Consider the following 23,249-nt stretch of genomic DNA (forward strand, 5'->3'; position numbering starts at 1 on the left):
AGCTAAAGATCTGCAATGCACCAAAAAGCAATCATGACGACTATACCTACCATGAAAATCAAACCAGCTCGAACCCAACGATCACTTTTAGCTCCTTGAATTTGCACCTTTTGAGTCTTCAAATTTTCTTTTTGCTTCTTAATTCGTTTACGTGCATCCCTAATCGTCTGCTCTTTTTCCTTTTCCAGCTCATCTATTTCCGTGATTATCGTATCAACATCTTTCATTTGACTTCACCTAATAAGCTCTCTGTTTCATTTGTATTTTCTTTACCAACTAATTTATAAGCCTCATCAAACATTTGACATTCCTGCTGAAAGTTTTCCAAATCAAGCATTTGCTTCTTTAAAGCCATAATCTTTTCGGTCAATTCCGCAGTACCCTGCATAAATAGTTTAATTTTATTCACATTGCCAAAGTAATCGGCCAAATTCCAATTAACTTGCGGAAAAAGCATCCAACTTTCATGATCAACATCATGCAAATCTGTTTGCAAAATTTGTGCCAAAACTTCCATTTCGGTATCACTTAGCACAAAATCATCTTTGCCAGCATGCAACAAATAATCAGGAAGCATGTTCAAATTGGTAATTTGAATATTTGCGGATGACTTACCTTCACGATAAAAATTAGGCCGATCAATTGGAAATTTCTGCTCGCCATAGCGACTGATAACCAGCAAAACATTATAAACAGCAAAATTTTTCAGTACCTTGTCGGCAACGATTCTGACTGCCCTACTTTTACTTTCGGCTTGCTCATAAAGACGACGATAAATTGCATTTTGATGAAGCATAATCTGATTCTTAAATTCATATGTGCTGGAATTTTGCGCATGATAAATGTTATCTACCAAATTACGAGTTTTTGTTTCTAAAAGAAAAATTCCTTTACGGGTAATCACCAAATGATCAATTTGTGTTTTTGCATTATTCGTATGCGTACTTGGAAAAACTAAATTGTTAAAAGCTTTAAATTCTGGATATTGTGCTAATCGCCAACGTACAAGTCGTTCGCCGGCTCCACCAGCCAAATTATGACTCAAAGTTTGAAAAGCATGCTGCGACGGCATTTTAGCATCGGGTAAATCAGCCAAAGTTTCTAATAAATTATTCCTTAAGTCATTATCCCGAACTTCACGTGCAAAATCAGAAAAAATCTTTAAAGCATCGCGCCGTTCGGCGTTATACTGTACGAAAAATTGATTTAAATATTGCGTTCCCGTTAAATTATGATGGGATAAATCATGCTCCACGCGTGCATTTTTGTCTTCATCAAGCTTAAGCAAATCACGCCCATAATATTCGACGGTTTGAAGCATTGCCAAAGCTTTATCATCACGCAGAATCTCTGGTTTAATCCATGAACTAACGGGATAATGCTTGTGCAAAGCTTTAATTTCTTCAATACTCTTTTGAATTTTTTCTTTCAAAAGCAAAACCTGTTTTTCACGCCAAATTCTTAAACCATACGTAGCCTCATATTCAGCAACAGAAATTTTTCTTCCATTTTTAATACATAATTTTTGTGTAAGGCGATCAGTATAATCCGTTAAAACCTGAACAGGATACTTGTTGGAAAAAGCCCTCTTTTCTAATCTTTGACCATAATGATCATAAACTAATTGCTTTTTTAATAATTTCCAATCGTAAATATTACGTGTAATCAGCTTGCCATTCACTGTTTCAAGCAAATTAAACTTCTGAATTCCACGAGAAAATCTAGGATACGGATACTGTTGTAAATCCACCTGCTTGAGCAGATCCGCTTTTTTATTTTCCAATTCAGCAATTTTTTCTAAAAAATCGTCGCGTTCTTTATTAATTTTCCGTCCGTAACGGTGAAATTTATAACGCTTAATAAAGTCAAAAATCTGTGCGATCACCATGCATGCCACCATAGCGACTTCACCATAAGCAATATATTCAAATGGGACCTTGAGCACCACGCCAATGATTAGCAATAAAAGTAAAATACTCACATAAAACGGCCACAACTTCGGCGCCTTAATCTGCTTTTTTAAATCAGTAAATTCTTCTAAAACTAGCTGATCAGTCTCTTTTTTTCCGCGTAAATCGCTCGCCGCAACAATTTCTTTGGCCAATTCTTCTTGAGTAAAAAAGTTTTGTTCTTTAAGATTTTCTCGTAGGTTATCCGGCAAAATTTCCGCCTCATAACGCTGGCAAAAATAAACCAAGATATGATAAAAATCCACGATTTTTCGTGCAGCACCACGCTCACCACTTAAGTCATCACGACTCTCATTAACCAGTCTTACCTGCGTCTTTGCATCTATCAAATTCCATTCGGATAATTTCCGCAATTTACGTAAATAATCCAGCCTATTCCAAGATTGCCAATCCTTTTGGCTTACGCGAATAATCGGTTCAAAATTATATAGCTCATCTAAAAGAAGCTCGCTAAGTTCCTTCATTCTTTCATTCACAGCCGCATATTTTTTATTACCGTATAAATAAAAACGCTTTGGAAATCTTGTCCTACCAAAGCATCATATAAGTCTATAGACGGCTCTTCCTGATTATTTTTAAAGCCATGTAAAAAATCGAATTTTTTGCTCTTCTTAATAAAAGCAAAAGATTTTCTGGTAACCGTATCTTTCATTTTTTATAATTCATTCCATTTAATTTCTTGTTTTAATGATAAGCTTTAAAGACCATTTTTGTCCAATTTTGTATAATGAAAAAGCACAATCTTAAGGAAAAGAAAAAACCTAAAGCAAATACTTTAGGTTTAAAAATTAGGACCAAAAATCAGTTGGCATGATTAATAACCAAATCAAAACTAGAATGCAAACAATAACAATAATCCATCGCAAATATTCTAATAAATTATTGAGCATAGCAAGACCAGCAGGAACATGGACTTCACGGCCATAGTAATATTGGCAAACTAAATCATAGAATTGCCCCATATCATAGCCATATTTTGAAAAATAATCATCGGGATCCGTGCGCTTGGTGCCGCCAAGCAAAGTATTAACTTCACTTTCTGACCAAACTGTCCCCATACCGCCGGGCTTATTCTTACCTGCATCTTCACGAGCCAGAAGCTTTTTGTGAGGACTCCAAGTATGTTGGGTAATACTTGCCCGCATAGGCTTCAAATGATATTTATGAAGCAAACTCGCTACATAAATTGCTTCATTGTTAATTCCTTTGGCAAAACCTTCCAAGCTTCCTGCCTGACAAAGTTCAACTTGAATGTAACGATGATTGGCTGCACGCCCCGCTTCTGAAGCAGCATGCCGTGTTGACTTTAACTGCATAACTTGGTCTTGGTCAACAATTGCATGCACATTATCATTTTTTATTTGTGAAATATTATGAGCCGTCGATTGTACGACAATTCCTTCTGGCTTATTGTGACGATATTCTCCGTCTTTCTTGCTGGAACTGTTTATCTTTTCAACGCCGCTATATTTAAAATGATTGCTGTTAATATAAGTATTGATATTTGGCATAACTTGGAAGTTAAGCCCGGCTACAACAAGAACCATAATAATGGCAAGTATGCCGTAACGCGCGCTAGGATGGCGCCGCAAATAATGATTGCGTTCAACCCGCGTTTCTCTCCGTTTTTCACTCATATCTTTGCTCTTATCTTTATAATCTTGAGATTCACACTAAAAAACCGTTACTTATCGTAACGGAATTAAACTCTTGTTATTTATTATATTATTTGATCAGCATGAAGTCCATTAGATACATTCTTAGATGAAAATTGGTACTTTATTTTTGGATTTTAATCATATAAAGTCTTCCAAGTATCGGCATGATGATATGCATCAAAACACATGGCAATCTGTTCTTTCGTATTACGTTCAACCGACAATTTGGGTAAATTATCTAATGCAAAATATCGGCACTCTTCTGTTTCATCGTTTGCCTGAAATTTACCATCAATTTCTTCACATAGGAAAAAGGCCTTCATAATGTTCGTGACACGAATGGGCTTATTATGACGGTTGCGATCTTGAAGTGCAATTAACAAAATTGGCTTAACGTCACGGCCGGATTCTTCCCTTGCTTCTTTAACACAATTTTCTGAAACGGATAAATCGTAATCGTTCCAACCACCAGGGAGCGACCAATCTTGTGACATCCGTTCTTTGACCATTAAAATTTTATTATTTTTAAAAATCGCAGCACGGGTTTCAATCTTAGGTGTTTGATAACCTTCGTCACCTGCAAACAATGTCTTCATTTTTTCAAGCGGAAGACCTGTTCTTTCAGCCATCATTTCTACAGCAATTTCACGAATTCGTGTGTAACGCTCACAGTCAAAAATATCTTTACCATATTCTAGTCCCGCTTGGGCTAAACTTTGGAGCTCAGCTGCCCAGTCAGTGAATTGATCATTTGTTTTCATTTTAGTTGGTCCTTTCGCTTAATTTTCAATAGTTCCGTTAAAATTCATTAATTCTCCTACTTAATTTGTATTAAAATTGAAATTATATCAATACCTAGAAAGTGAAAATATGAAAAAAAGATATATTTATTTAACGATCCTTATCAGTATTTCCCTATTAATTAGCGGATGCACTAAGCAAAGAAACGAAAAAAAGAGAAACTCTACTAATATTCTAAAAATTCAAAAAAATAAAAAGAAACCTGATAAAGTTCAAAAAATACTCAACGCTATGTCCCTTGATGAAAAAATAGGTCAACTTTATTTTATTCATAGTAATGGAAACTTTTCGCAAACGAAAAATGAAATAAACAAATATCAACTAGGTGGAATCGCCTTATTTGGACCTGATTTTAAAGATCGTACTAAAGAAAAATTTCATAAAGAAATCAAAGACTATCAAAAAAATAGCCAGCACGGTTTATTCATCGGTACAGATCAAGAAGGTGGAACAGTCTCCAGGTTAAATACAAATCCCCAAATTACTGATCGAAGTTTTCCTAGTCCGCAAGAAATTTACCAAAAATCTGGTATTGCGGGAATTAAAAAAGAAAATTCCGAGGTTGCAAAACTTTTACATAAAAATGGGATTAATGTAAACTTCGCACCTGTTGCTGATGTAGCCAAAAATTCTAATAGTTTTATTTATCAGCGAACTTTAGGAAAAAGTTATCAAGAAACTGCCAATTATATTCCTATTGCAGTTAAGGCCATTCAAAGTCAAAATGTTGCTGCTACCTTAAAGCATTTCCCAGGCTATGGTGATGCTGGCGATACACATACTGGCTTTGCACAAATTAACAAGCCTTTCAATAAATACGAAGAAAATGATTTATTGCCATTTAGAGCGGGAATTAAAGCAAAAGTCGATAATATCATGATTTCACACATTATTATTAAAAATCTAGATGCTCAATATCCTGCATCCCTTTCACCACTCGTTCATCAATTTTTGCGTAAAAAGATGCATTATACTGGTTTAATTATGACTGATGATTTAGAAATGGGCGCCATAACGCAATTTGCTCAAAAACATTCACTAAATGCGGATGTCTTAGCATTACAAGCTGGCAATGACATTTTATTAGGTGGAAATCCCTCAACCGGAATTCCAGCCATTAAAAAAGCCATTCATAATAAGCAAATCTCAATGAAACAAGTTAATCATTCCGTTTATCGCATTCTAAAGCTGAAACAAAAACTACATATTCTAAAATGAAAAAAGCTTCTGGATTCTCCAGAAACTTTTTTATTTTAATCTTCAACTAATCGATCAACGTATTTCATTGATACCCATTGCTTTTCTGTACCAATACGGATCATTTCTTGGCCATTAACCCACTTAATAGCAATTACTTTCCAAGTTGTATTAGGATTAATAAACTTACCAGTAAAGTTACCATTTTCATCAATTAATGGAATCATTCCCGAAGTAGAAATAATATGTGCTATGCCTTTAAATGCCTGTTCATCAGTATTCTTTGGATCAGCCTTTACATATTTTTCTGGAAGCCATTGATCATTGGTTCCAATTCTGTAAAAAAGTTGTCCGTTAATCATCATTTGTTCTAATGCTTGCCAGTTAGTATTAGTAGCAATAGTTTGACCTGTTTCTTGTCCTTGATTATTGTATAAATTTACACGCCAGTTGCGATTATGATTAATTACTGGAACGTAAACCTTTTTAACAACCGTTTGGTTATAATTATTTATCTTCTTATTAGAAACTTTTTTAAGAATAATTCGATGTGAATCATTTTGATAATTCTTAGCAGGATTAGTATCTTTTACAGAATAACTAATATTAGAAACAGGTTGAGAATCATCTGAAACTATAAATTGATCATTATTAGATTCTTCACCTAATTGTTCATCTTGGGAATCTTGTTCAGGCAAAATAACTTCTGTATCCTCAGAATCTTCATCATTTTCATTAGCTTGACTATTAGCTAAATCTACCAACTTTTGAGCTTGGTCAAGATTATCACTTGCTTGAGACAAATTATTTTGTTCATCAGTAAGCTTATTAGTTAATTCATCAACTAACTTAGCTTTTTCATCATAGTCTTTTTGACTCGCAGTTTGATCATTTAACGCCTGCTTTAAAGCAACCAAATGATTTTGATGTTTAGCCAAAACTTGTTTAGCAGTGTTAACTGCCTCTTCGGCTTCTTTAGCTAAATTATCTAATTTAGTTTGTTCAGCAGCAGCTTCATCTAAAATCTGTTTTTTATTAGCAGCCGTTTTAGTTAAACTATCTAAATTATCATGTTCTTGCTTAGCTACCTTTGCCTTAGCTTGATAATCAGAAACCAATATTTGATTTTCTTTATTGAAGTCATCAAGAGCCTGCTTAGCATTCTTCATTGCATCTTTATCATTAGCCAGATCTTGCTTTAATTGCTTCATCTTTGCATTATCAGTATCTAATACTTGCTTATTAGAAGAAATCTGATCTTGAATATCTTTCAATTGTTTATTTGCTTGATCGTACGCAGTCTTAGCTGAAGTGTAAGCAATCTGCGTATTAACAGCTGTTTGACTCAAAGCTGCTAAGTTTTGTTTTAAATTGTTTAATTCAGTAAGTTTATCAGCACTTTGAGTTTTCAATTGATTTATTTGATCATTCAAAGTTTTATCAGCATCTGGATCGGCTTGCCAACTACCGCCATTGTTTTTAGAAGCCTCGACAATACCTGATATATATCTGCCATTTCCTAGAGGAACTTTGCCAGACGTTACGTTAATAAAGTGAGTAGTTACAAAATCATGATCATCTTCTTTTTGATTAGATAAACTCAAGGCATAAGTAGCTGGCATATCTCCTAAGAAATTATTAGCATGATGATATTCAGGAGCGGAGCCAGGATTGCAGACATTACCAAGAAACATCCCTTTTAAATTATCGTAAAGTTCCTTCTTCACTTGAGTCATTGTCATTTGCTTATCAAGTGGAGCATAAAAAGCATACATATCTTCAATATAATTTTGATCAATTGCTAGGCCATGCTTTTTAGCTTCACGGACAATTCCTTCAACATAGTGTCCTTGGCGATTACTTCTACCATGCTCATCATAATCTTTAGCAATATCATTAGCCAAACTTTGAGTATTAATCCCGTAAGTCCATTTTGGCAAATTCAATTGTGAACGTGCATCATTAATAATTCTTAAAGTATATTCACTTAGTTGACGCGCTTGTGCCGGAGTAAGATTCTTAGGATCAACTTTCTCCTCATCTTCATCTTTTGACTCACTCTTAAATTGATTATGCTCATCTTTAAATGCTTTTTCTGATGAATTAACAATTTGATTCCAGTTGGCATCAGTATCTTGATTATCTGCAGCTCTTAATTCATCGAGAGTAAATGGTAATTTTACGGTGTTTTCATAGTCTAAATTCCCATTTGTTTGTTTTTCTAAAATTCCTAAGGTACCATTTTTGCCAAATTCTTGATCATAAGCAATTTGCTTTTGCGTAACTTTATTTAAGGCATCCGTTTTAGCATCTTGAGCTTGAGTATTCTCATTAGTTGCAGAAATAAAATGTGTATTCGCTATTTCAGCTACTTTTTTAGCCGGATCTAATTTAGCTTGGGTATCAGATAAATTCTTATTGTCTTGTTTAACTTGATAATCGTAATGATTATATTGCTGCATATCTTGATCAAATTTGTTTTGCGCATCTTCTTGATCTTGATTTAATTTTTCGGCTTTAGTTTGATCAATTTTTTCTTGGGCAGCCTTAGCAACTTGATCAGCATTTTGAGTTTTTTCAGCTTGAGCATTTTGAGCTACAGAAACTTGGTTATATTCATTTTGGGCAGAAATAACTGCGGACTTATGAGCTGAAGCATTATTCGCAAAGTTATCTGCAGACTTTTGCGTATTTTGAATTACTTCTTGTTGCTTAGCGATCTGCTTTTCAATTTCTTGAATATTACCATTTTTTTCTAGCTCAGCTACATTTTGATTTGCTTGATCTAACGCAGCCTTAGATTTATTAGCTACATCTTGAGCGGATTGAAGATTCTCTTGAGCATTATTTACAATTTCTTTTTGGGAATTATAAGTATCTTGTGCTTTTTGCAAATTGTTTTGTACAGCTTGAGAATTAGTTGTACTTTCTTCAGAAGTATTAACCGTATCAGCTTTAACTACTTGCGAAATATTCTGCGTCTGAACGGTTCCTAAAGCAATTCCCGCTGTTAATGCAGTGCTGGCAATCATGGCAGATTTATTATTGAACATTTTTGTAGACATAAATAAAAACCTCTTCCTAAAAAATGAAGAGCTAGATCTATTTTTAAGAAGAGATTGCTTATTTTATTCCTAAAAAAGTGCACAAAAATAGCATTGAAACTAGAAAAAGCTCCAATGCTTGTTAATATCACGATTAATAAAGGATTGAGTTTTCTCTTCCATAAAAATTAGTATTTAGCTTTTTGTTTGAACACTTTTAATATACTGTTTTTGAAAAGAAAAATCAATACTTTTTATATATTAGTCATCTGAATCGGCATCTTTACCTGCCATAATGTTGGCAAAAGCATTTCTAACATCTTTATTAGAAGTTTCTTTAACCATACATGCATCCCCATTAGTCGTTTGATCAACCAAGGCTACAGGCTGATTATCATGAATTGCAAATAAATAAGTAATATGCTGCTCAGGATTTCCTACATTGCAATTAAAAATAGAAACAACGTGATAATCGTAATCCTTCTTTAATTCTGGATCCCAACCAATATCGATCTCTGTACTATCATCGTCATCATCATCGCCTTCTGAATAGAGTTTGAAAGTACGATCTTCTAAATCGTCAGGATATTTTTCACCAGCAATATTTTCAATAGAATTTTCACCATCGTATTCTTCATATTTTTGCTTCATTTTTTTACCAAATGAAGCCATGAAATCGGCAAGTTCTTCTTCTTTATCATCATTCCAAGTTAAATCTTTTGCCTTGTCAGTTGATGAATTCGTATCCTTATCACTTGAGCTGCTTGATTGACTTGAGTCATCGCTACTTTTGGCAGTCTTTTTACTTACATTGACTTGCTTAACAATGGTTTGAACTTTATTTTTTGCAGTATTATTATCGCTAACTTTCTTAGCCAAAGCTGGGAAGAATACTTCCTTACCCACTCCTTTACGACTAACAAAAGTAACTTTTGACTGAGCAGGATGAGCAACATCAGAAACAACATAACCCACATTAGGAGAAACGACATAAACTGCCCCACCATTTGGAGCTTGAACATCATAGTCACCAAAACGATACTCAGGAACTGATTGAATATGTAAATCACCATTTTCTGCAGCATCAAAAGCTTGGTTCCAATCTGGATCATCCATAAAATGCATATGAGCAAAAGATATAGTTAAACCAGCCATGTCATCAGGTGATAAATTATTATCTTTAAAGCCTAATTTTTTAGCTGTTTCATCAAATTTAGCATTTTTATTGCCAATAAATGGCAAACTCATAGCATGATTTTGACTTTGAAGCGTGAAGAACACCATACCACCAGCCGCAATTAAAATAATGTAGGTAGCAGCGATTAAACAATTATGTCTAATTCGCTTATTTTTTGTACTCTTATTAACTGTTTTTTTAAGTGGTGCATTTGACTGAACAGGATTATTTTGTGTTTGAGAACGCGCTGCTGGAACTTGAGACACATCTGCACCACAGCGATCACAAAACTTATCATTAGCTGTTAATTTTTTACCACATTTAGGACAAAACTTCATAACTTTCCTCTATCGCTTTCTATTCATCTATTTTTCCCATTAACTTAGTTTCATCATCGTCACCAGCATATTTTTCCGAAATTTGTTTAGCAACTTGTGGATTCTTAAAATATACACCGGCTATTGCAGTTGAAACATTAACTAAACATTCAATCCCATCAATATGCTTCAAAGAATAACTATTTGCATCTATTTCTAAACTCTGAGCAGGAAGAATAGAAAAACCTTTGCTATCATTTTCTAAAGCAAAATATTTACCATAATATTTCTTACCAAATGCTTTTAATTCTTTTCCTGTTTCTGGCTTATTAGTAAGCTTATAAATAGTTTTTCCATCTACCGAGTTATTTGTAATCTTAAAAGTATTACCCAATTTTTCTGCAAACAAACCTGCCGCATACCAAGTCCCCTGTAAACGAGGAGAAATTTGAACTGTCTGTAAGCCCTGATTATCATTTTCTCCGTCATTCTTCTTTTCATCTGAATTATCCGATGAACTTGCAGCATCTGCTTGCTTTTCATCATTAGTAGATGGCTTCTCTTGTTCTTTAACTTGATTTTCAACAGTAATCTTTGAACTTACCTTATTCCATTCGTTAACTTTCCCTTCGGATTTAACATAACGATAAGCCGTATGAACATCAACATGTCCTAATTGCTCATTACTGTCTCCGAATACGAAAGAACTCTTTTTTAAATTATCTGCATCAGTAACAATTAAAGCCCCAGCATCATTTAATACATACAAGCTCTGCGTTCCTTGAGGCTCAACCGTCTTATTCGAATCAGAAAAAGTATATTTATCATATTTTTGAATTGTTAAATTGCCATTTTCAGCTTGTTGATAAATATTATTCCAATTTGGATTATCTGAGTATCTTAAGTGTGCGTAAACAATCGATAAACCCACTGCTTGCCTAATACTCAATCCAGCTAGCTCATCCTTTTTGGTTACTTTTTCGATCTTATTGCTAGGCTTCATTATTCGATCTTCTTTTTGATGGTTCATATAAGCCAAAGCAAAAAAGGCTATTAATAAGATAATTATTATACTAATCGCTAACCAAATACCCTTATTTTGTTTTCTTTCATTCATATCTATATTTTTTCTCCCAATACTTCACTTTCTCAATCATTAAACATTCTACTCCCAATGTATTTAAGGCACAAAAAAAAGTTCCAGACTAATCTGGAACCAACTCAATCTTAAAATATAAAAAATGTTCAAACAAAAAAATACTAATTTTTAAGAAAGAGCACGAGGATTTGCCTCACACGTATTGTAACAGATAAATTTTATATTTACTATCAAAATGAACAAATCTAATTAATTTCTTCATCAGTAAAAGAAAGTTCATTAGCGATTTTTTTCACTTTGTTCCATTCACCATTACTTTTTATCTGCCGTAACATTTGATAAGTATAAACATGAACTGGATTATCTTTAGGATCATTTTGATCGGGATCAAAGAAAGTAACTAAACGATCACCATTGCTTTTATCTTGGAATCCAAAGCCTACGTCTTTTTCTAAAACATACACATAGTTCTTGCCTTGTGCGGTTACAGTCGCATCACCGAAAGTATAATCTTTATACCGTGAAACATTATAGTTGCTAGATTCAACTTGATCATATGCACTTTGCCATTGTCCGTCTAATTTCATATCAGCATATACCAAACTTAAAGCGACAGTTTGTTTATTTGTTAAATTTCGAGCTTGTGATTTAATCGATGTTTTTGCTTGTTGACTTGAGTTTTGACTTTGATTTGAATTCAATTGTAAAAACTCGTAACCAATTCCTGCTAAGACAATTATTCCAATTATTGCAAAACACCAAGTTAAGAACTTCATGCCTTTTCCCATTTTACGGGAAGGTTCAGGTTCTGGCTGAACTGGTATTGCTTGAGTAATTTGAATTGGCTGCGTTGGCTGTTGAATGATAACAGGTTGTGTTTTCTTAGGAACTGGATGATCCTTTTGATACATATAATCTCTAAATGAAATTATATTTACTGGATTCAATCGTGGCTTTTGGTACCAATTTCGATGCTTATTTTGTTCATCAGTAATTTGAATATCCGCATAAGCTACTAATTTACTTGGATGCTGATAAGTATTAACAAGATAAACTAATAAATCATGATATTGTTGTAAATCCGCCAAAGCCGAAGCCTGATTGAAACGAGCAACTTTATTATTATGAGAACCAATATTGCCATAATTTTTTATTGAAAAGCAAAGATTCATTATTCGTTGTGGTAATAAACGCAAGTGAGCAATATAACCTAATTGATTGCTCAAAATTGCTCTATTCCAATCGGGACCAGGATTAATTTGATTTAAAGAAAGCAAATCATCCGTAATCATTTCCAATCCCTGTCTAATCGTATTAGACATTTGCTTATAAAAGGCTTGTTTATAAAGGGTCAACGCCTCATTAATACTATTATAAAAAGGCTTCATCAATGAATTATTAGCTATAAAAGAGAAATCTAAATCTTCAGGTTGCGGATTTACGAATTCTGGTTGAGAGTTTGGTAAAGCCTTCTTTGCTTCAACAGGTTTAGTTGGATTCTTTGTTTGGATACTATTTTGAGCATTATTTTGGATACTATAATGAACGCTCCGCTCACCTGTAGTACCATCAGGGAAAATCACTTTAATTTTTGCGTTTGTATACTTATTTTGATCTGTGTCCGGCGGATAAATCCATTGATATTTTGTGTCCTCAGGAAAGTCCTTTCCATTTTTAAATACTTTCTTCAAATCTTTTTCAGCAGGAACTGGACTTCCCTTGGCAATTACCAATCCCTTTTTAACACTCAGATCATAATTTGCTTTATTAGAATTTTGACTTTCGTGTTTCTGCTTAGAATCTGGTAAAACATTTTCAGATAAATCATTATTAGTAAATCTGGATAATCCCTTTGACTCTTTTTCTACATGTGCTTTATTCCAGTTAGTATCTTCCTTAGCAAGCCATTCAGTCTGCCCACCAATTCGATAAAAAATTTTCCCATTAATTTCTTTAACTTCAAAAACAGAAACTACTTCACCGTTTTTCCTAGTATGAGTTTGTTTAACTCCAGCCGAATTATATAAATTAACATCTTGGCCATTAGATGAAACTATCTTTACTTTTTCTCTAAGTGTCGGTTCTTTTGAACAATCAAATACCAAATTAATTCCCCTTATTAATTTCTTCTTATTCCCCACTTTATCTACTAAATTATAGCAAATAAAAAAGTCGTTAAATCAATGAAGATCTAACGGCTTTAATACTAAATATTTAAACTAATTAAGTTTAGTACCACAACTTGTACAGAATGAAGAACTAGCATCATTTTGGGCTCCACAATTTGGACAAAATTGACTAGTCATATTAGTGTCTGAGCCTGTTGAGCTGTCAACTTGAGCATCAGGAGCTGGATTAGGAATTGAAGCATTTGGTTGAGCTTGAGTATTATTTACTGGAGTATTAACAACTTGTTGATTTTGTGGAACTGAATTGTTATTTTGCATAGCATTAACAATTGCTTGAGTATTAGCAACAGATTGTGCATTTAAATCTTGAGTTTGCTTTGTATTTTGAATTCGTACATTTCTATCAATTTGGTAACCTGAAAGTGTTTGTGTTACCTTATCAGCAAATTCTCTAACCTTGCTTCCTTCAAAGAAAGGTACATCAATACTTTGTCTTACACCATTTCTTTCAAAAGATAATTGAGTTTTTATTCCTGACAAAAACATTAAAATTCCAATAAGTGCAAGAATTAAACCACCAATACCGCTACTCTTCATTTCAGAAAAGCCACCTAAAGCAATAAGAACACCAAAAATCATTGCACCCAATTTAAATGAGCTATTAGTTTCAACTTGAGAAACACCTTGTAAGGGAGTATTTTCACGTCTTTTACCTGCAGGGATCAAGCCAAACAATACAGTATTGGGCATATCAATATGTAAGAAATTATTATCTACTGACATGCTTCCCTTTACCCAAAATGCTAATAAACTAACTGAAAACTTGTTATCTTCATTTGCTGAAATATTTGATTCTACCATTATATTTTCTCCCTAATCTTTAATCATCGTCGTCAGAACTTTCATCCTTAGAACTTAACATTTTACCCTTACCAATAGTCTTGATCTTTTGATCTGAACCATCTTTTTGGATAATTCCACCTTTGAATTCCATAACTTGTTTCTTAGTGGAATCACCATTATCAAAAGTATATGTAACCTTGAATACAACGCTGCAGCTATTGTCACCAGCAGGATAAATAGCTTCTACATCAACATCTGTATCCCAAGAATCGATATTATCGTTATCATCCCAACTCTTTTGTTGTTGTTTTAAATCAGAGTAATCCTTGTTGGTTGCACCATCTACGAATTCATCATCATTATCATCCGCATTGCGGAAAACATCACCAAGAAGTGATTCTGCATCATTTGTTGAAATGACGCCCTTCCACTTAGGCTTAACAATATAACCATCATCTGTCTTAGTTACATCATCGCTTGATTCATCGCTAGCATCGTCACTGTAGTAGTTATCGTCATCATAACCACTACCTTCAAATGAACCAAAAGATGAGGCTAAGTCAGTTACATTTTCAGATTTAATATTCTTACCATCATTGTTATATAAAACATAGAGTTCCATATTACGAGTAATTGGGTAAGACTTAAACGTCGTTTCACCGTTACTATCCAATGTACCAACTTTTTTATCATTGATATAAACTACACCATTTGGAACACTCTTAACGCTGAATGTTTGAGTAGCAATATCCATATCTAAAGTCTTATTGCCCCAAATATTTGCAGTTGATGTTGCTGACAAATTACGTCCTGCAACTTTTGACTTAACTACAACGTGATATTTACCTGGAAATACCAAACTAAGTTTTTTGTAGTATTTATCAGAATTACTACTTAACTTACCAATATTTTTACCATTTACAGTTACAACTGAATCGCTGTGATTAGTAACAATTTGAGGCTGATAAGTCTTAACTTTTAATTGATACTTAGGGAATAATAACCAATAACGACCATTTTTAACTAATTGAATAGTTGAATTTCCCATACCTTGCTTAAGATTTGAATTAAGCTTAGTAACTGTTGGCTGGTGTTCCTTGTAATAATTTTGAAGTGGTTTAACAGTATCGTTGTTAACCTTCATCGTAGCATTATCAGCAGTAACATACTTACTAATATCTTGACTAGGATTAGTTAAACCCGCAGTAATTCTATCAACTTGATTATTTAAACTGTAATAACTGCTACCCCAAGCATAAAATGCAATAAACGCAACTACCAAAACTCCAACTACAGAAAGAATAATTTTATTCTTTAAAGTCATAGGTTTATGTTGACGAACCGGAGCTTGATGCGCATTTACTGTATTATTTGTTGTAGAAGCTGCTGGCTGTTCTGGCATTTTTTTGGTTTTTAAATTGTAGCCACAGTTTGAACAAAATTCTGCTTTAGGTTTTAAAGGATGACCGCAACTTGGACAGAAGATTTGAACCTTCTCTGTTTTTTCACTATCGTGTTTTTCATTAGTATGAGCAGGATTAACGGACAAATTGCTTGCAGCATTGGAAGAATCATCTTCTTTTTGTGCTACCTTATTTGTCTTCTTTGTTAAATTAAAACCACAATTCGGACAAAAATCTGCATTCGTTTTTAATTCCGTTCCACAATTTGGACAAAATTTCTTCACTATCAAAACTCCCTAAAACATGCCGTTAAAACTACCGTGAATTAAATCTTGCACTTGACCGTAAACGGCATCCCCAAAGATTTTACTCAAAATAAACATTACTAGGAATTGAATTACAACTACAATTAATAAGCCATAAAACTTATCTTGAACAGTTGGGGCAGAATCACCAGTAACAACGGCATAAACTGATAAACTGAAAATGACCATTGCAATACCAGCCAATGGAAGACCTAACTTTAACATATCTTCTGAGCCAATGATTAAGCAGACAAATGAAACCACATACAAAATTGCGGAAAGATTGCTACAACTTACAATTCTGTTGATAAAGTCAAAAATATTTTCAGTTTGACCATAAACAAATTTGTGAGCATAATATCCAGCGGCAATCATCGCAGCAGCGATTAACACTAAATATAAGAACAATTCAAACAATAATGATGTAGAGAAATTTGAAACAACGTTTTGTGCTGCTTCTCCCATATCTGAATTGCCGAATTGATTTTGAGCGTACTTATTGACGCAAATATATAATCCTAAGATAAGCAATACATTTTCAACAAGTAAGGTTACCCAACCATACCATCTTTCAGCGGTTTGCGTTTCAAAGGGATGCTTCCAAGAGTTTACAAACCATTGCCACATATTTGCTGCATTTTCAGAAATATTTGATTGTTGAGTTTGTGGTTGACTCATAGTTTGTTGAGCAACTGTTGGTTGAGTCATTTGAGTAGCTTGACTTCTTCTTGTTTGAGTAACTGGAACTGTGGGTTGAGTTACTTGAGCTTGTGGTTGAACAGGCATTGTCGCTTGAGTTTGTTGTGCTTGAATTTCTGAATCAAGCGGAGTATTACGAATATCAGCTCCACAATTTGTACAAAAGTTTACATCCGGGCTCATCTTTGAGCCACAATTAGGGCATGTTTTCATTTCAGTCTCCTCCAAATATGCTTCCTTATGTTTTGACCTTATCTATTCTAGAATAAATTTCTTAATAAAAAAACAATAATCTTAATTTTTGCTTATCATTTTATGCAAAATAGTTGATTTTTTAAGAAAAATATTTTTAGATCTTTGGATCAACATTAATAATTTTGAAGCAATCTGTACGATTAGAAAACATGTCTTTAATTTGAGCAATTAATTTTACTTTGATAAAAATAATTGTATTAATAAATTTTTCCATCAAAAAAACCTCTTTCTAAATAAATCAAAGTTAAGCGATTTAGATAGAGAAGAGGTCACTAAAAATGAGCATAAAAAGAGCATTGAAACTAGTGAAGCTTCAATGCCTTATTTAAATATCATTAATAAAAGGTAGATTGAGTCTTCTCTAACTTAAAAATCAGTATTAACTTTTTGTTTGAACACATTTATACTAATCTTTTTTGCTAGAGAAAGCAATGAAATTTTTTAATTATTTCTACCAATAGCTCTTCCTATTGCTTCATTACGACCTTTATTTTTTTGAATTTGTTCCATTATTTGATCAATATCATTTTTATATGGAAGCCAAGTTTGAATAATCTTCTTCTTTGAAAGATGCTTTGTTTGTAATACTCCTGCTCCTCCATATTTCTTTACAATATCGTCACTATTTTCCGTGACTTTAAATTCAGCATAATGTGAAGTACTTAAGTTAGAAGCTATGCTAATATATTCACCATTTTTATAAAAGCCATTGATAAAATCGTCAGTTGGTACATCTTTATCTGCAACATTATCCTTGGCTAAAATTTTTTTAGCTAAAGAAATTTTTCCTTGTGTAGTAGATGCTTCAAAACCATCTAAATATGCAGCAGTGATTAATTCCAAATTATTAAATTCTTGCTTTTGTTTTGACGGACCATTACCATCAGCTTTATCACTATCATCAGAATCATTTTTAGTTGATGATGAATTGTTCTGAGAATTGCCGTCTTCACTAATATTCTTAGTCATTGCTTGAATTTTATTTTCAAATTGTGCAAAAGTTCTCTTCAATTCTGTCTTAGATGTCGTAGTCGTACCATCGTTTTCAACCTTAACATCATCATTTTCTACAGTAACATCCACGCTACCGAATTTATTAGACAAGGTATAAGTATTAGCGGAATTCTTTTCCACCTTTAATGAACCGTCATCAAGATCTTCGCTTACATCAGTAACTAAATCTGAATTATTTTGGATATGACGACTTTGTACATAATTATCATGAGCATACGCCATGTAGCCCATTAACATCCACTCATCATTAGAATAATTGTCTTCTGATTTGCTACTTTGAGTATTTGAATGCTTAGTTCTTTGAATTTTTAGCCCTGTACTATTGCTTTGGTTTGTTTGAACAGTATCTTTATGAGCTTGATTAACATAAATTACCCCAAAACACACTAAGATAACCGCAATAGCGGCTACAATAATCCCAACTAACTTTTTATTCTTCATTTTCCTCTCCCGTTACTCTTCACCATCATCGTCTGAATCAACTTGTGAACCATCTCTTAATTGATCAGCTAAATTATCAACTTCTTCTTTTTGCTGAGAAGTTGAGTAATATTTGTTAATTACATCTGATAAATTGAAACGTTTAGTTCTAATCGGCGCTTCAGCTGCAGCTTTACCGTGATTTTCTGCATATTCCACATCAGCATATTTAATTACCAATGAATTACCATCTTGTTTATAGAATAAACTAGCTCCTGCACCAGCTCCTCCAGCTAAAATTTCCGAAAAACCGTCTTGCTCATTTTCTGAATAATTAGGCATGGGATGCGATAATTTAGGTAACTGAATAGCATCTTTAACAAATTGAGGTGAATGTAACCTCGCAGCTAAAATTCCTAACTGACGATTAGTCAATTCAACCTTGTTTATCTTATTCAAAGTTTGTAAGTCTTGCTTTTTAACTTCTTTATAAGCATCAGTTGTTTTAACTCTACCTAATTCTTTTCGACCATCTGCCAAAATTAAATCAGACTTGCTATTTTCCTTATCATTATCTGTAGTAAAAACAGCCCGCTTGTTAATTACGTAAACATAATTATCGCCTTTGGCCGTGATTGTTGAATCACCAATCGTATACTTCTTATAGCGTTCAACATCAACATTACCATTCATAGCTTCTTGATAAGTTTTATTCCAAGCTTCATTATCTCGATAATGTAAGTGAGCATAAGTAATCGTTAATCCTGCCAAGCGACGTTTTGACATTTTATCCACAGTTGCTTGAACTTCTTGATTATCTTTATGCCACTTATACGCATATGTTCCACCACCCACAACTAGTAGTGCAACAATTATACTAAGAATAAGCCATTTTTTACTTTTTCTCGGACGCGCATTCGCGACAACTTGAGTATTAATAGTCTGAGATTGCGGTTGAGCCTGCATTAATTGACTATTGTTCACAGCTTGCGGACGATTTACCAAGTTTTGACCACAAGATGAACAAAATTTTTCATCAGGATCCACAGGTTTTCCACAATTTGGACAAAATCTTTTCATTCATTCACTCCATCTATATCTTCTTCTCCAAAAATTTCATTACTAAGTATAATATTATCTTCAAATCTGTGCAGAAATATTTTTCCAAATAAAAAACTGCTCTAAAAAGAGCAGCCTTTTTATTTACGATAATAATTGCCTTCAAATTCAGGATTTAAATAGCGAATTGTATTTTTGGTATTTTGACGTAACACAAAACTCCCCTCAACATCTAATAACCATCCCAACTTAAAGAAGATTTCTTTTGAGCCATCCTTACGAGCTCCAACCCAGCGATGCTTGTTAGCATACTTATTTGCTTTAACCTCAATATTTGTATGATAAGCTTTATCAAAATATTTCTCATTCATATAATAGAGATTCCATTTTCCTGTATAACTTTCCCCATCATGTTTTTTCTGTGGCGTAAGAGTTACAGTATGTGCAGTAAGTTTTATCTTTTTATAAGTACTTCTCTTTGCTTTTGATACCCAAGTTCCACGCATGCTTTTTGGAATAGTAAATTTACTGCCTCGACCATATTTTGTTACCAAACTTACGGCTTCAACTTTATTACTATGAATTGAACAAATAGATAATGCTGAAAATACAACTAAAAGCGTAGCAATAATTAAGCTAATATTCTTTTTAAAATTATTCATTTTTTCTCCCTAAAAAACTGCTCCAAAAAGAGCAGTTTCCATACATCAATATCTTTATTTCTTATCTTCTTTTTCAAGCTTCTTGCCAAGATCAATAATGTACTTGCGCAATGCATCCCTAGTTTGTGGGTGTTTCAAACCATATTGAATTGAAGTTTCAAGGTAGCCTTCCTTGTTACCAACATCATGACGTTGACCATCAAAGACATGAGCAAATACGCGTTGTGTCTTGTTCATTGTATCAATTGCATCAGTTAATTGAATTTCGCCACCACGACCTGGTTTTTGATTTTCAAGAATATCAAAAATTTCTGGAGTTAACAAGTAACGACCAATAATAGCGAAATCACTTGGCGCGTCCTTAACGGCAGGCTTTTCTACAAATTTCTTAACATTGTAAAGCTTATCATCAATCTTGCCTTCAGGAGCAATAACGCCGTACTTAGAAACTTCTTCATGAGGAACCTTCATAACGGCAATTGTAGAAGCATGGGTCTTCTCATAATCATTCATCAATTGCTTAGTCAAAGGAATCTTGTCATCCATCAAGTCATCACCAAGCATGACAACGAATGGTTCATCAGCAACAAAACTGCGTGCGCGGTAAATCGCATCTCCAAGTCCAGCTGGGTGTGGTTGACGCGTAAAGTATAAATTAACGCCAAGATCAGTAATGTCTTGTGTTAACTTAAGAAGTTCATCCTTACCCGTTGCAGCCAAGTCTTGTTCAAGTTCTGGATTAGCATCAAAGTGATCTTCGATAGAACGCTTTGACTTTCCAGTAACGATCAAAATATCTTCGATTCCTGACTTCTTAGCTTCTTCAACGATAAATTGAATAGTTGGTTTATCAACAATTGGTAACATTTCCTTAGGCATAGCTTAGTAGCAGGCAAAAAGCGAGTACCAAGTCCGGCTGCAGGAATAACAGCTTTTCTAACTTTCATAAATTTTAACCTTCCCTCGCTAAAAGCGAAAACTTATACGTTTATTCTACCAGAAAATTAATCCATCCACTTCACCCATTTATCATGCCAAATATTAAAAAATCCCAACACTCAAAATTGCCAATTTTCAACTTTTTTGACGAGTTTCTTCCTATATATTAAAAGCATTTCATAGCGATGTGCAAATATGCAGAAAAACTGCTTAGAAATATATTCCAAGCAGTTTCAACTCTATAATCTTTTCTATTGATAACATCCATTAGCCGTTTAAGGTTAACCAAACAAATAATTATTTGCTTTTATTTTTATGTATAGCGGTAGCTTCATTAGACCTCTTCAAATTTTTAATAACTTTATCCGAATGGGTTGATACATATGAAAAAACAAGTACATCTACTACAAACAACTGACTTATTAAAGAAGTCGTAGCTCCAGATCTAATTGTAGGTTCTCCAACATCTTGAGTTAACAAAACTAAATCAACTTTTTTAGCAAGAGAGGAGCGCGGATTGGCTGTTAAAAGAATTGTTGGGATTCCAAATTTATCCGCAATTTTTTGTAACTCAATAATTTCTGTAGTTTCACTATCATTACTAATTAAAATTAATAAATCATCTGACGTAAATGAAGCTAACTGAGCTAAAGTTACATGAAAGTCAGATATATAGTTTATATTCTTACCAATACGCATAAACTTCTGATTCATATCACTAGCAACTAGTCCAGAGGCAGCAACCCCATAAACTAAAATTCGAGAAGAATTACCAATCTTTTGTACAGCTTTTTTTATATCTCTATCATTTAATCCAATTTGAGTAGCTTCAATAACGCTTTTAAAGCGAGTAACCATAGTATTTTTGATTGCAGTAATTCCTTCTCCCGCATCAAATTCATGATAATCAACATTATTTAAACTTGATTGTGTAGCAACTAATTGTAATTTCAGGTCACTAAATCCATTAGTACCAATTTCCTGACAAAATCGTACAATAGTTGCAGTGCTAATACCTGTATCCTTGGAAAGTTTCTGAATTGAGGAAGAAATAACATTTTTAGGATTGGCAATAATATAATCCCCTAAAAGTTGTTCTTTTTTAGGTAATTGTGATCTTTTACCATTAATTATCGAAAAAATGTTATGCATATTGCTACTACCTACTTTTTATATAAATAAAACTCCTGACCTGGCTGTATTGAATCAATTAAAGAAATCGATCCATTATCTACTCTTCCAACTACATTTACTTTCTTATTCATAGGAAGATCTCCTTTAACCAGTTGAATCTCTCCCATATACCTTTGGTAAAAGCGATTATTTAAAGTAATACTCCCCTTTACCCTTTCAATCACATTTTCTGAATTAATTATTGGTACTTTATGCATTCGTGAATCTTCGCAACGTACCACATATTCAGCTGGATCAGGACGTTGATTGTGCTTTCCTAAAATATAATTGTACATTTTTTCAGAAACATTTTCTGCTTTTTTCGTATAAAGAATTATACTGCCAGTTTCTTGATATGTTCTAATTTGATCAAGAGATTCATCACTTATTCCTGGATCTCCTAAATAAAATAAGTCAGCTCCTAGCTCTTTTAGTTTTAAAATACTAGCTAATGGATCATAGGTTCTTTGACATTCTAGGGTTGGCAAACCTTCATATAATGGACCCCGGCGATTTTCATCACCAGCAAAAAATGCTTGAACCTTCATTCCATACTTTTTAAACATCCGTATCTGTTTTTCAAAAAATTGACGGCTAATTCCTGTATCGGGACATGGATAGAAATTAAACCATGCTTGAATATTTTCCATTTTTGCATTAAAAATACTTAATTGTCTTAATTCCTCTTCCGTAAAAGTACTTCCATTTATCCCAATTTCAATATTTTGTGACAACGTGGCAATTTGCTCAGATGCTAATTTATCATCAATTCTTAGTCCAGTAATACCTTGCTTTTTTAAATAATTTAAACTACTTAATGAAATATCTAGCTTCTTTAGACTATTTCGATCTATATCGACCATTACATTTAAATTATTAACTTTAGCTAAACTCCCTAATTTTAACAATCTTTCCTTATACTTTTCAGAATCTTCCTCAGGAATATGTACCGACGTAAAAATCCCATTGAAATTATTTTTCTTTAAACGCTTAATATATTGTTCAGTTTCTGAAGTTACATCCTTATTTAAATAAATTGAAAATCCTAACATAATTTGTTCCTTTCATAAAAATAAAGCCAAAAA

At 33.3% G+C, this 23,249-nt stretch carries 17 protein-coding genes and 1 pseudogene; 1 reads left to right on the plus strand and 17 read right to left on the minus strand.

What is annotated here, in order from left to right; all coding sequences use genetic code 11:
• Positions 1-2: 2 nt before the first annotated feature.
• The 4 genes from JCM6256_RS02390 to JCM6256_RS02410 all read right to left on the minus strand — a co-directional run bounded on the left by JCM6256_RS02390 (position 3) and on the right by JCM6256_RS02410 (position 4,389).
• Positions 3-227, minus strand: a complete 225-nt coding sequence (locus JCM6256_RS02390; protein WP_025080233.1) for a hypothetical protein — start codon at positions 225-227, stop codon at positions 3-5.
• A complete protein-coding gene (locus JCM6256_RS02395) occupies positions 224-2,434 on the minus strand; it encodes a nuclease-related domain-containing protein (RefSeq protein WP_035438170.1) in 2,211 nt (736 codons plus the stop codon). Before JCM6256_RS02395 ends, JCM6256_RS02390 begins: the two co-directional genes overlap by 4 nt.
• A gap of 324 nt (positions 2,435-2,758) precedes the next feature.
• A complete protein-coding gene (locus JCM6256_RS10310) occupies positions 2,759-3,607 on the minus strand; it encodes an N-acetylmuramoyl-L-alanine amidase (RefSeq protein ID WP_025080236.1) in 849 nt (282 codons plus the stop codon).
• A 155-nt stretch (positions 3,608-3,762) separates the two neighbouring features.
• Positions 3,763-4,389, minus strand: coding sequence for an NUDIX hydrolase N-terminal domain-containing protein (locus JCM6256_RS02410; protein ID WP_025080237.1), 627 nt, complete (start codon positions 4,387-4,389; stop codon positions 3,763-3,765).
• 109 nt (positions 4,390-4,498) lie between these two features.
• Here JCM6256_RS02410 and JCM6256_RS02415 point away from each other — a divergent pair, with 109 nt between their 5' ends.
• Positions 4,499-5,647 (plus strand): glycoside hydrolase family 3 protein, encoded by a 1,149-nt coding sequence (locus JCM6256_RS02415; protein WP_025080238.1) that lies wholly within the window; start codon positions 4,499-4,501, stop codon positions 5,645-5,647.
• 35 nt (positions 5,648-5,682) lie between these two features.
• Here the strand turns inward: JCM6256_RS02415 and JCM6256_RS10315 are convergent, their stop codons facing one another.
• From JCM6256_RS10315 to JCM6256_RS02485, 13 genes and pseudogenes are all read right to left on the minus strand, one after another.
• Positions 5,683-8,691 carry an SEC10/PgrA surface exclusion domain-containing protein gene (locus tag JCM6256_RS10315; protein WP_025080239.1) on the minus strand — a complete coding sequence of 1,003 codons (3,009 nt, stop codon included), beginning with the start codon at positions 8,689-8,691 and terminating at the stop codon, positions 5,683-5,685.
• A gap of 240 nt (positions 8,692-8,931) precedes the next feature.
• The gene (locus JCM6256_RS10320; protein WP_025080240.1) at positions 8,932-10,185 is read right to left on the minus strand and encodes a DUF4767 domain-containing protein; all 1,254 of its coding nucleotides are present in this window, start codon (positions 10,183-10,185) and stop codon (positions 8,932-8,934) included.
• 19 nt (positions 10,186-10,204) lie between these two features.
• Positions 10,205-11,281, minus strand: a complete 1,077-nt coding sequence (locus tag JCM6256_RS02430) for a hypothetical protein (RefSeq protein WP_025080241.1) — start codon at positions 11,279-11,281, stop codon at positions 10,205-10,207.
• Positions 11,282-11,508: 227 nt separating this feature from the next.
• Positions 11,509-13,368, minus strand: coding sequence for a Rib/alpha-like domain-containing protein (locus JCM6256_RS02435; RefSeq protein ID WP_025080242.1), 1,860 nt, complete (start codon positions 13,366-13,368; stop codon positions 11,509-11,511).
• Between the two features lie 114 nt (positions 13,369-13,482).
• Entirely contained in the window at positions 13,483-14,253 is a 771-nt protein-coding gene (locus JCM6256_RS02440) for a zinc ribbon domain-containing protein (RefSeq protein ID WP_025080243.1), read from the minus strand.
• 19 nt (positions 14,254-14,272) lie between these two features.
• On the minus strand, positions 14,273-15,922 hold the full coding sequence (locus JCM6256_RS09495) for a zinc ribbon domain-containing protein (RefSeq protein WP_025080244.1): 1,650 nt from the start codon (positions 15,920-15,922) through the stop codon (positions 14,273-14,275).
• Between the two features lie 12 nt (positions 15,923-15,934).
• The gene (locus JCM6256_RS02450) at positions 15,935-16,855 is read right to left on the minus strand and encodes a DUF6574 domain-containing protein (protein WP_025080245.1); all 921 of its coding nucleotides are present in this window, start codon (positions 16,853-16,855) and stop codon (positions 15,935-15,937) included.
• A 483-nt stretch (positions 16,856-17,338) separates the two neighbouring features.
• Entirely contained in the window at positions 17,339-18,352 is a 1,014-nt protein-coding gene (locus JCM6256_RS02460; RefSeq protein ID WP_025080246.1) for a hypothetical protein, read from the minus strand.
• A gap of 12 nt (positions 18,353-18,364) precedes the next feature.
• Positions 18,365-19,411 (minus strand): Lreu_0056 family protein, encoded by a 1,047-nt coding sequence (locus JCM6256_RS02465; RefSeq protein WP_025080247.1) that lies wholly within the window; start codon positions 19,409-19,411, stop codon positions 18,365-18,367.
• Positions 19,412-19,530: 119 nt separating this feature from the next.
• The gene (locus tag JCM6256_RS02470; protein ID WP_025080248.1) at positions 19,531-20,052 is read right to left on the minus strand and encodes a hypothetical protein; all 522 of its coding nucleotides are present in this window, start codon (positions 20,050-20,052) and stop codon (positions 19,531-19,533) included.
• Positions 20,053-20,106: 54 nt separating this feature from the next.
• A pseudogene (galU, locus tag JCM6256_RS09500) lies at positions 20,107-20,999 on the minus strand (UTP--glucose-1-phosphate uridylyltransferase GalU).
• A gap of 289 nt (positions 21,000-21,288) precedes the next feature.
• On the minus strand, positions 21,289-22,143 hold the full coding sequence (locus JCM6256_RS02480) for a MurR/RpiR family transcriptional regulator (protein ID WP_025080249.1): 855 nt from the start codon (positions 22,141-22,143) through the stop codon (positions 21,289-21,291).
• An 11-nt stretch (positions 22,144-22,154) separates the two neighbouring features.
• Positions 22,155-23,216, minus strand: coding sequence for a MupG family TIM beta-alpha barrel fold protein (locus JCM6256_RS02485; protein ID WP_025080250.1), 1,062 nt, complete (start codon positions 23,214-23,216; stop codon positions 22,155-22,157).
• Between the last annotated feature and the right edge of the window lie 33 nt (positions 23,217-23,249).

The organism is Lactobacillus hamsteri DSM 5661 = JCM 6256 (assembly GCF_000615445.1).
In the GTDB taxonomy this organism is placed as follows: Bacteria; Bacillota; Bacilli; order Lactobacillales; family Lactobacillaceae; genus Lactobacillus; species Lactobacillus hamsteri.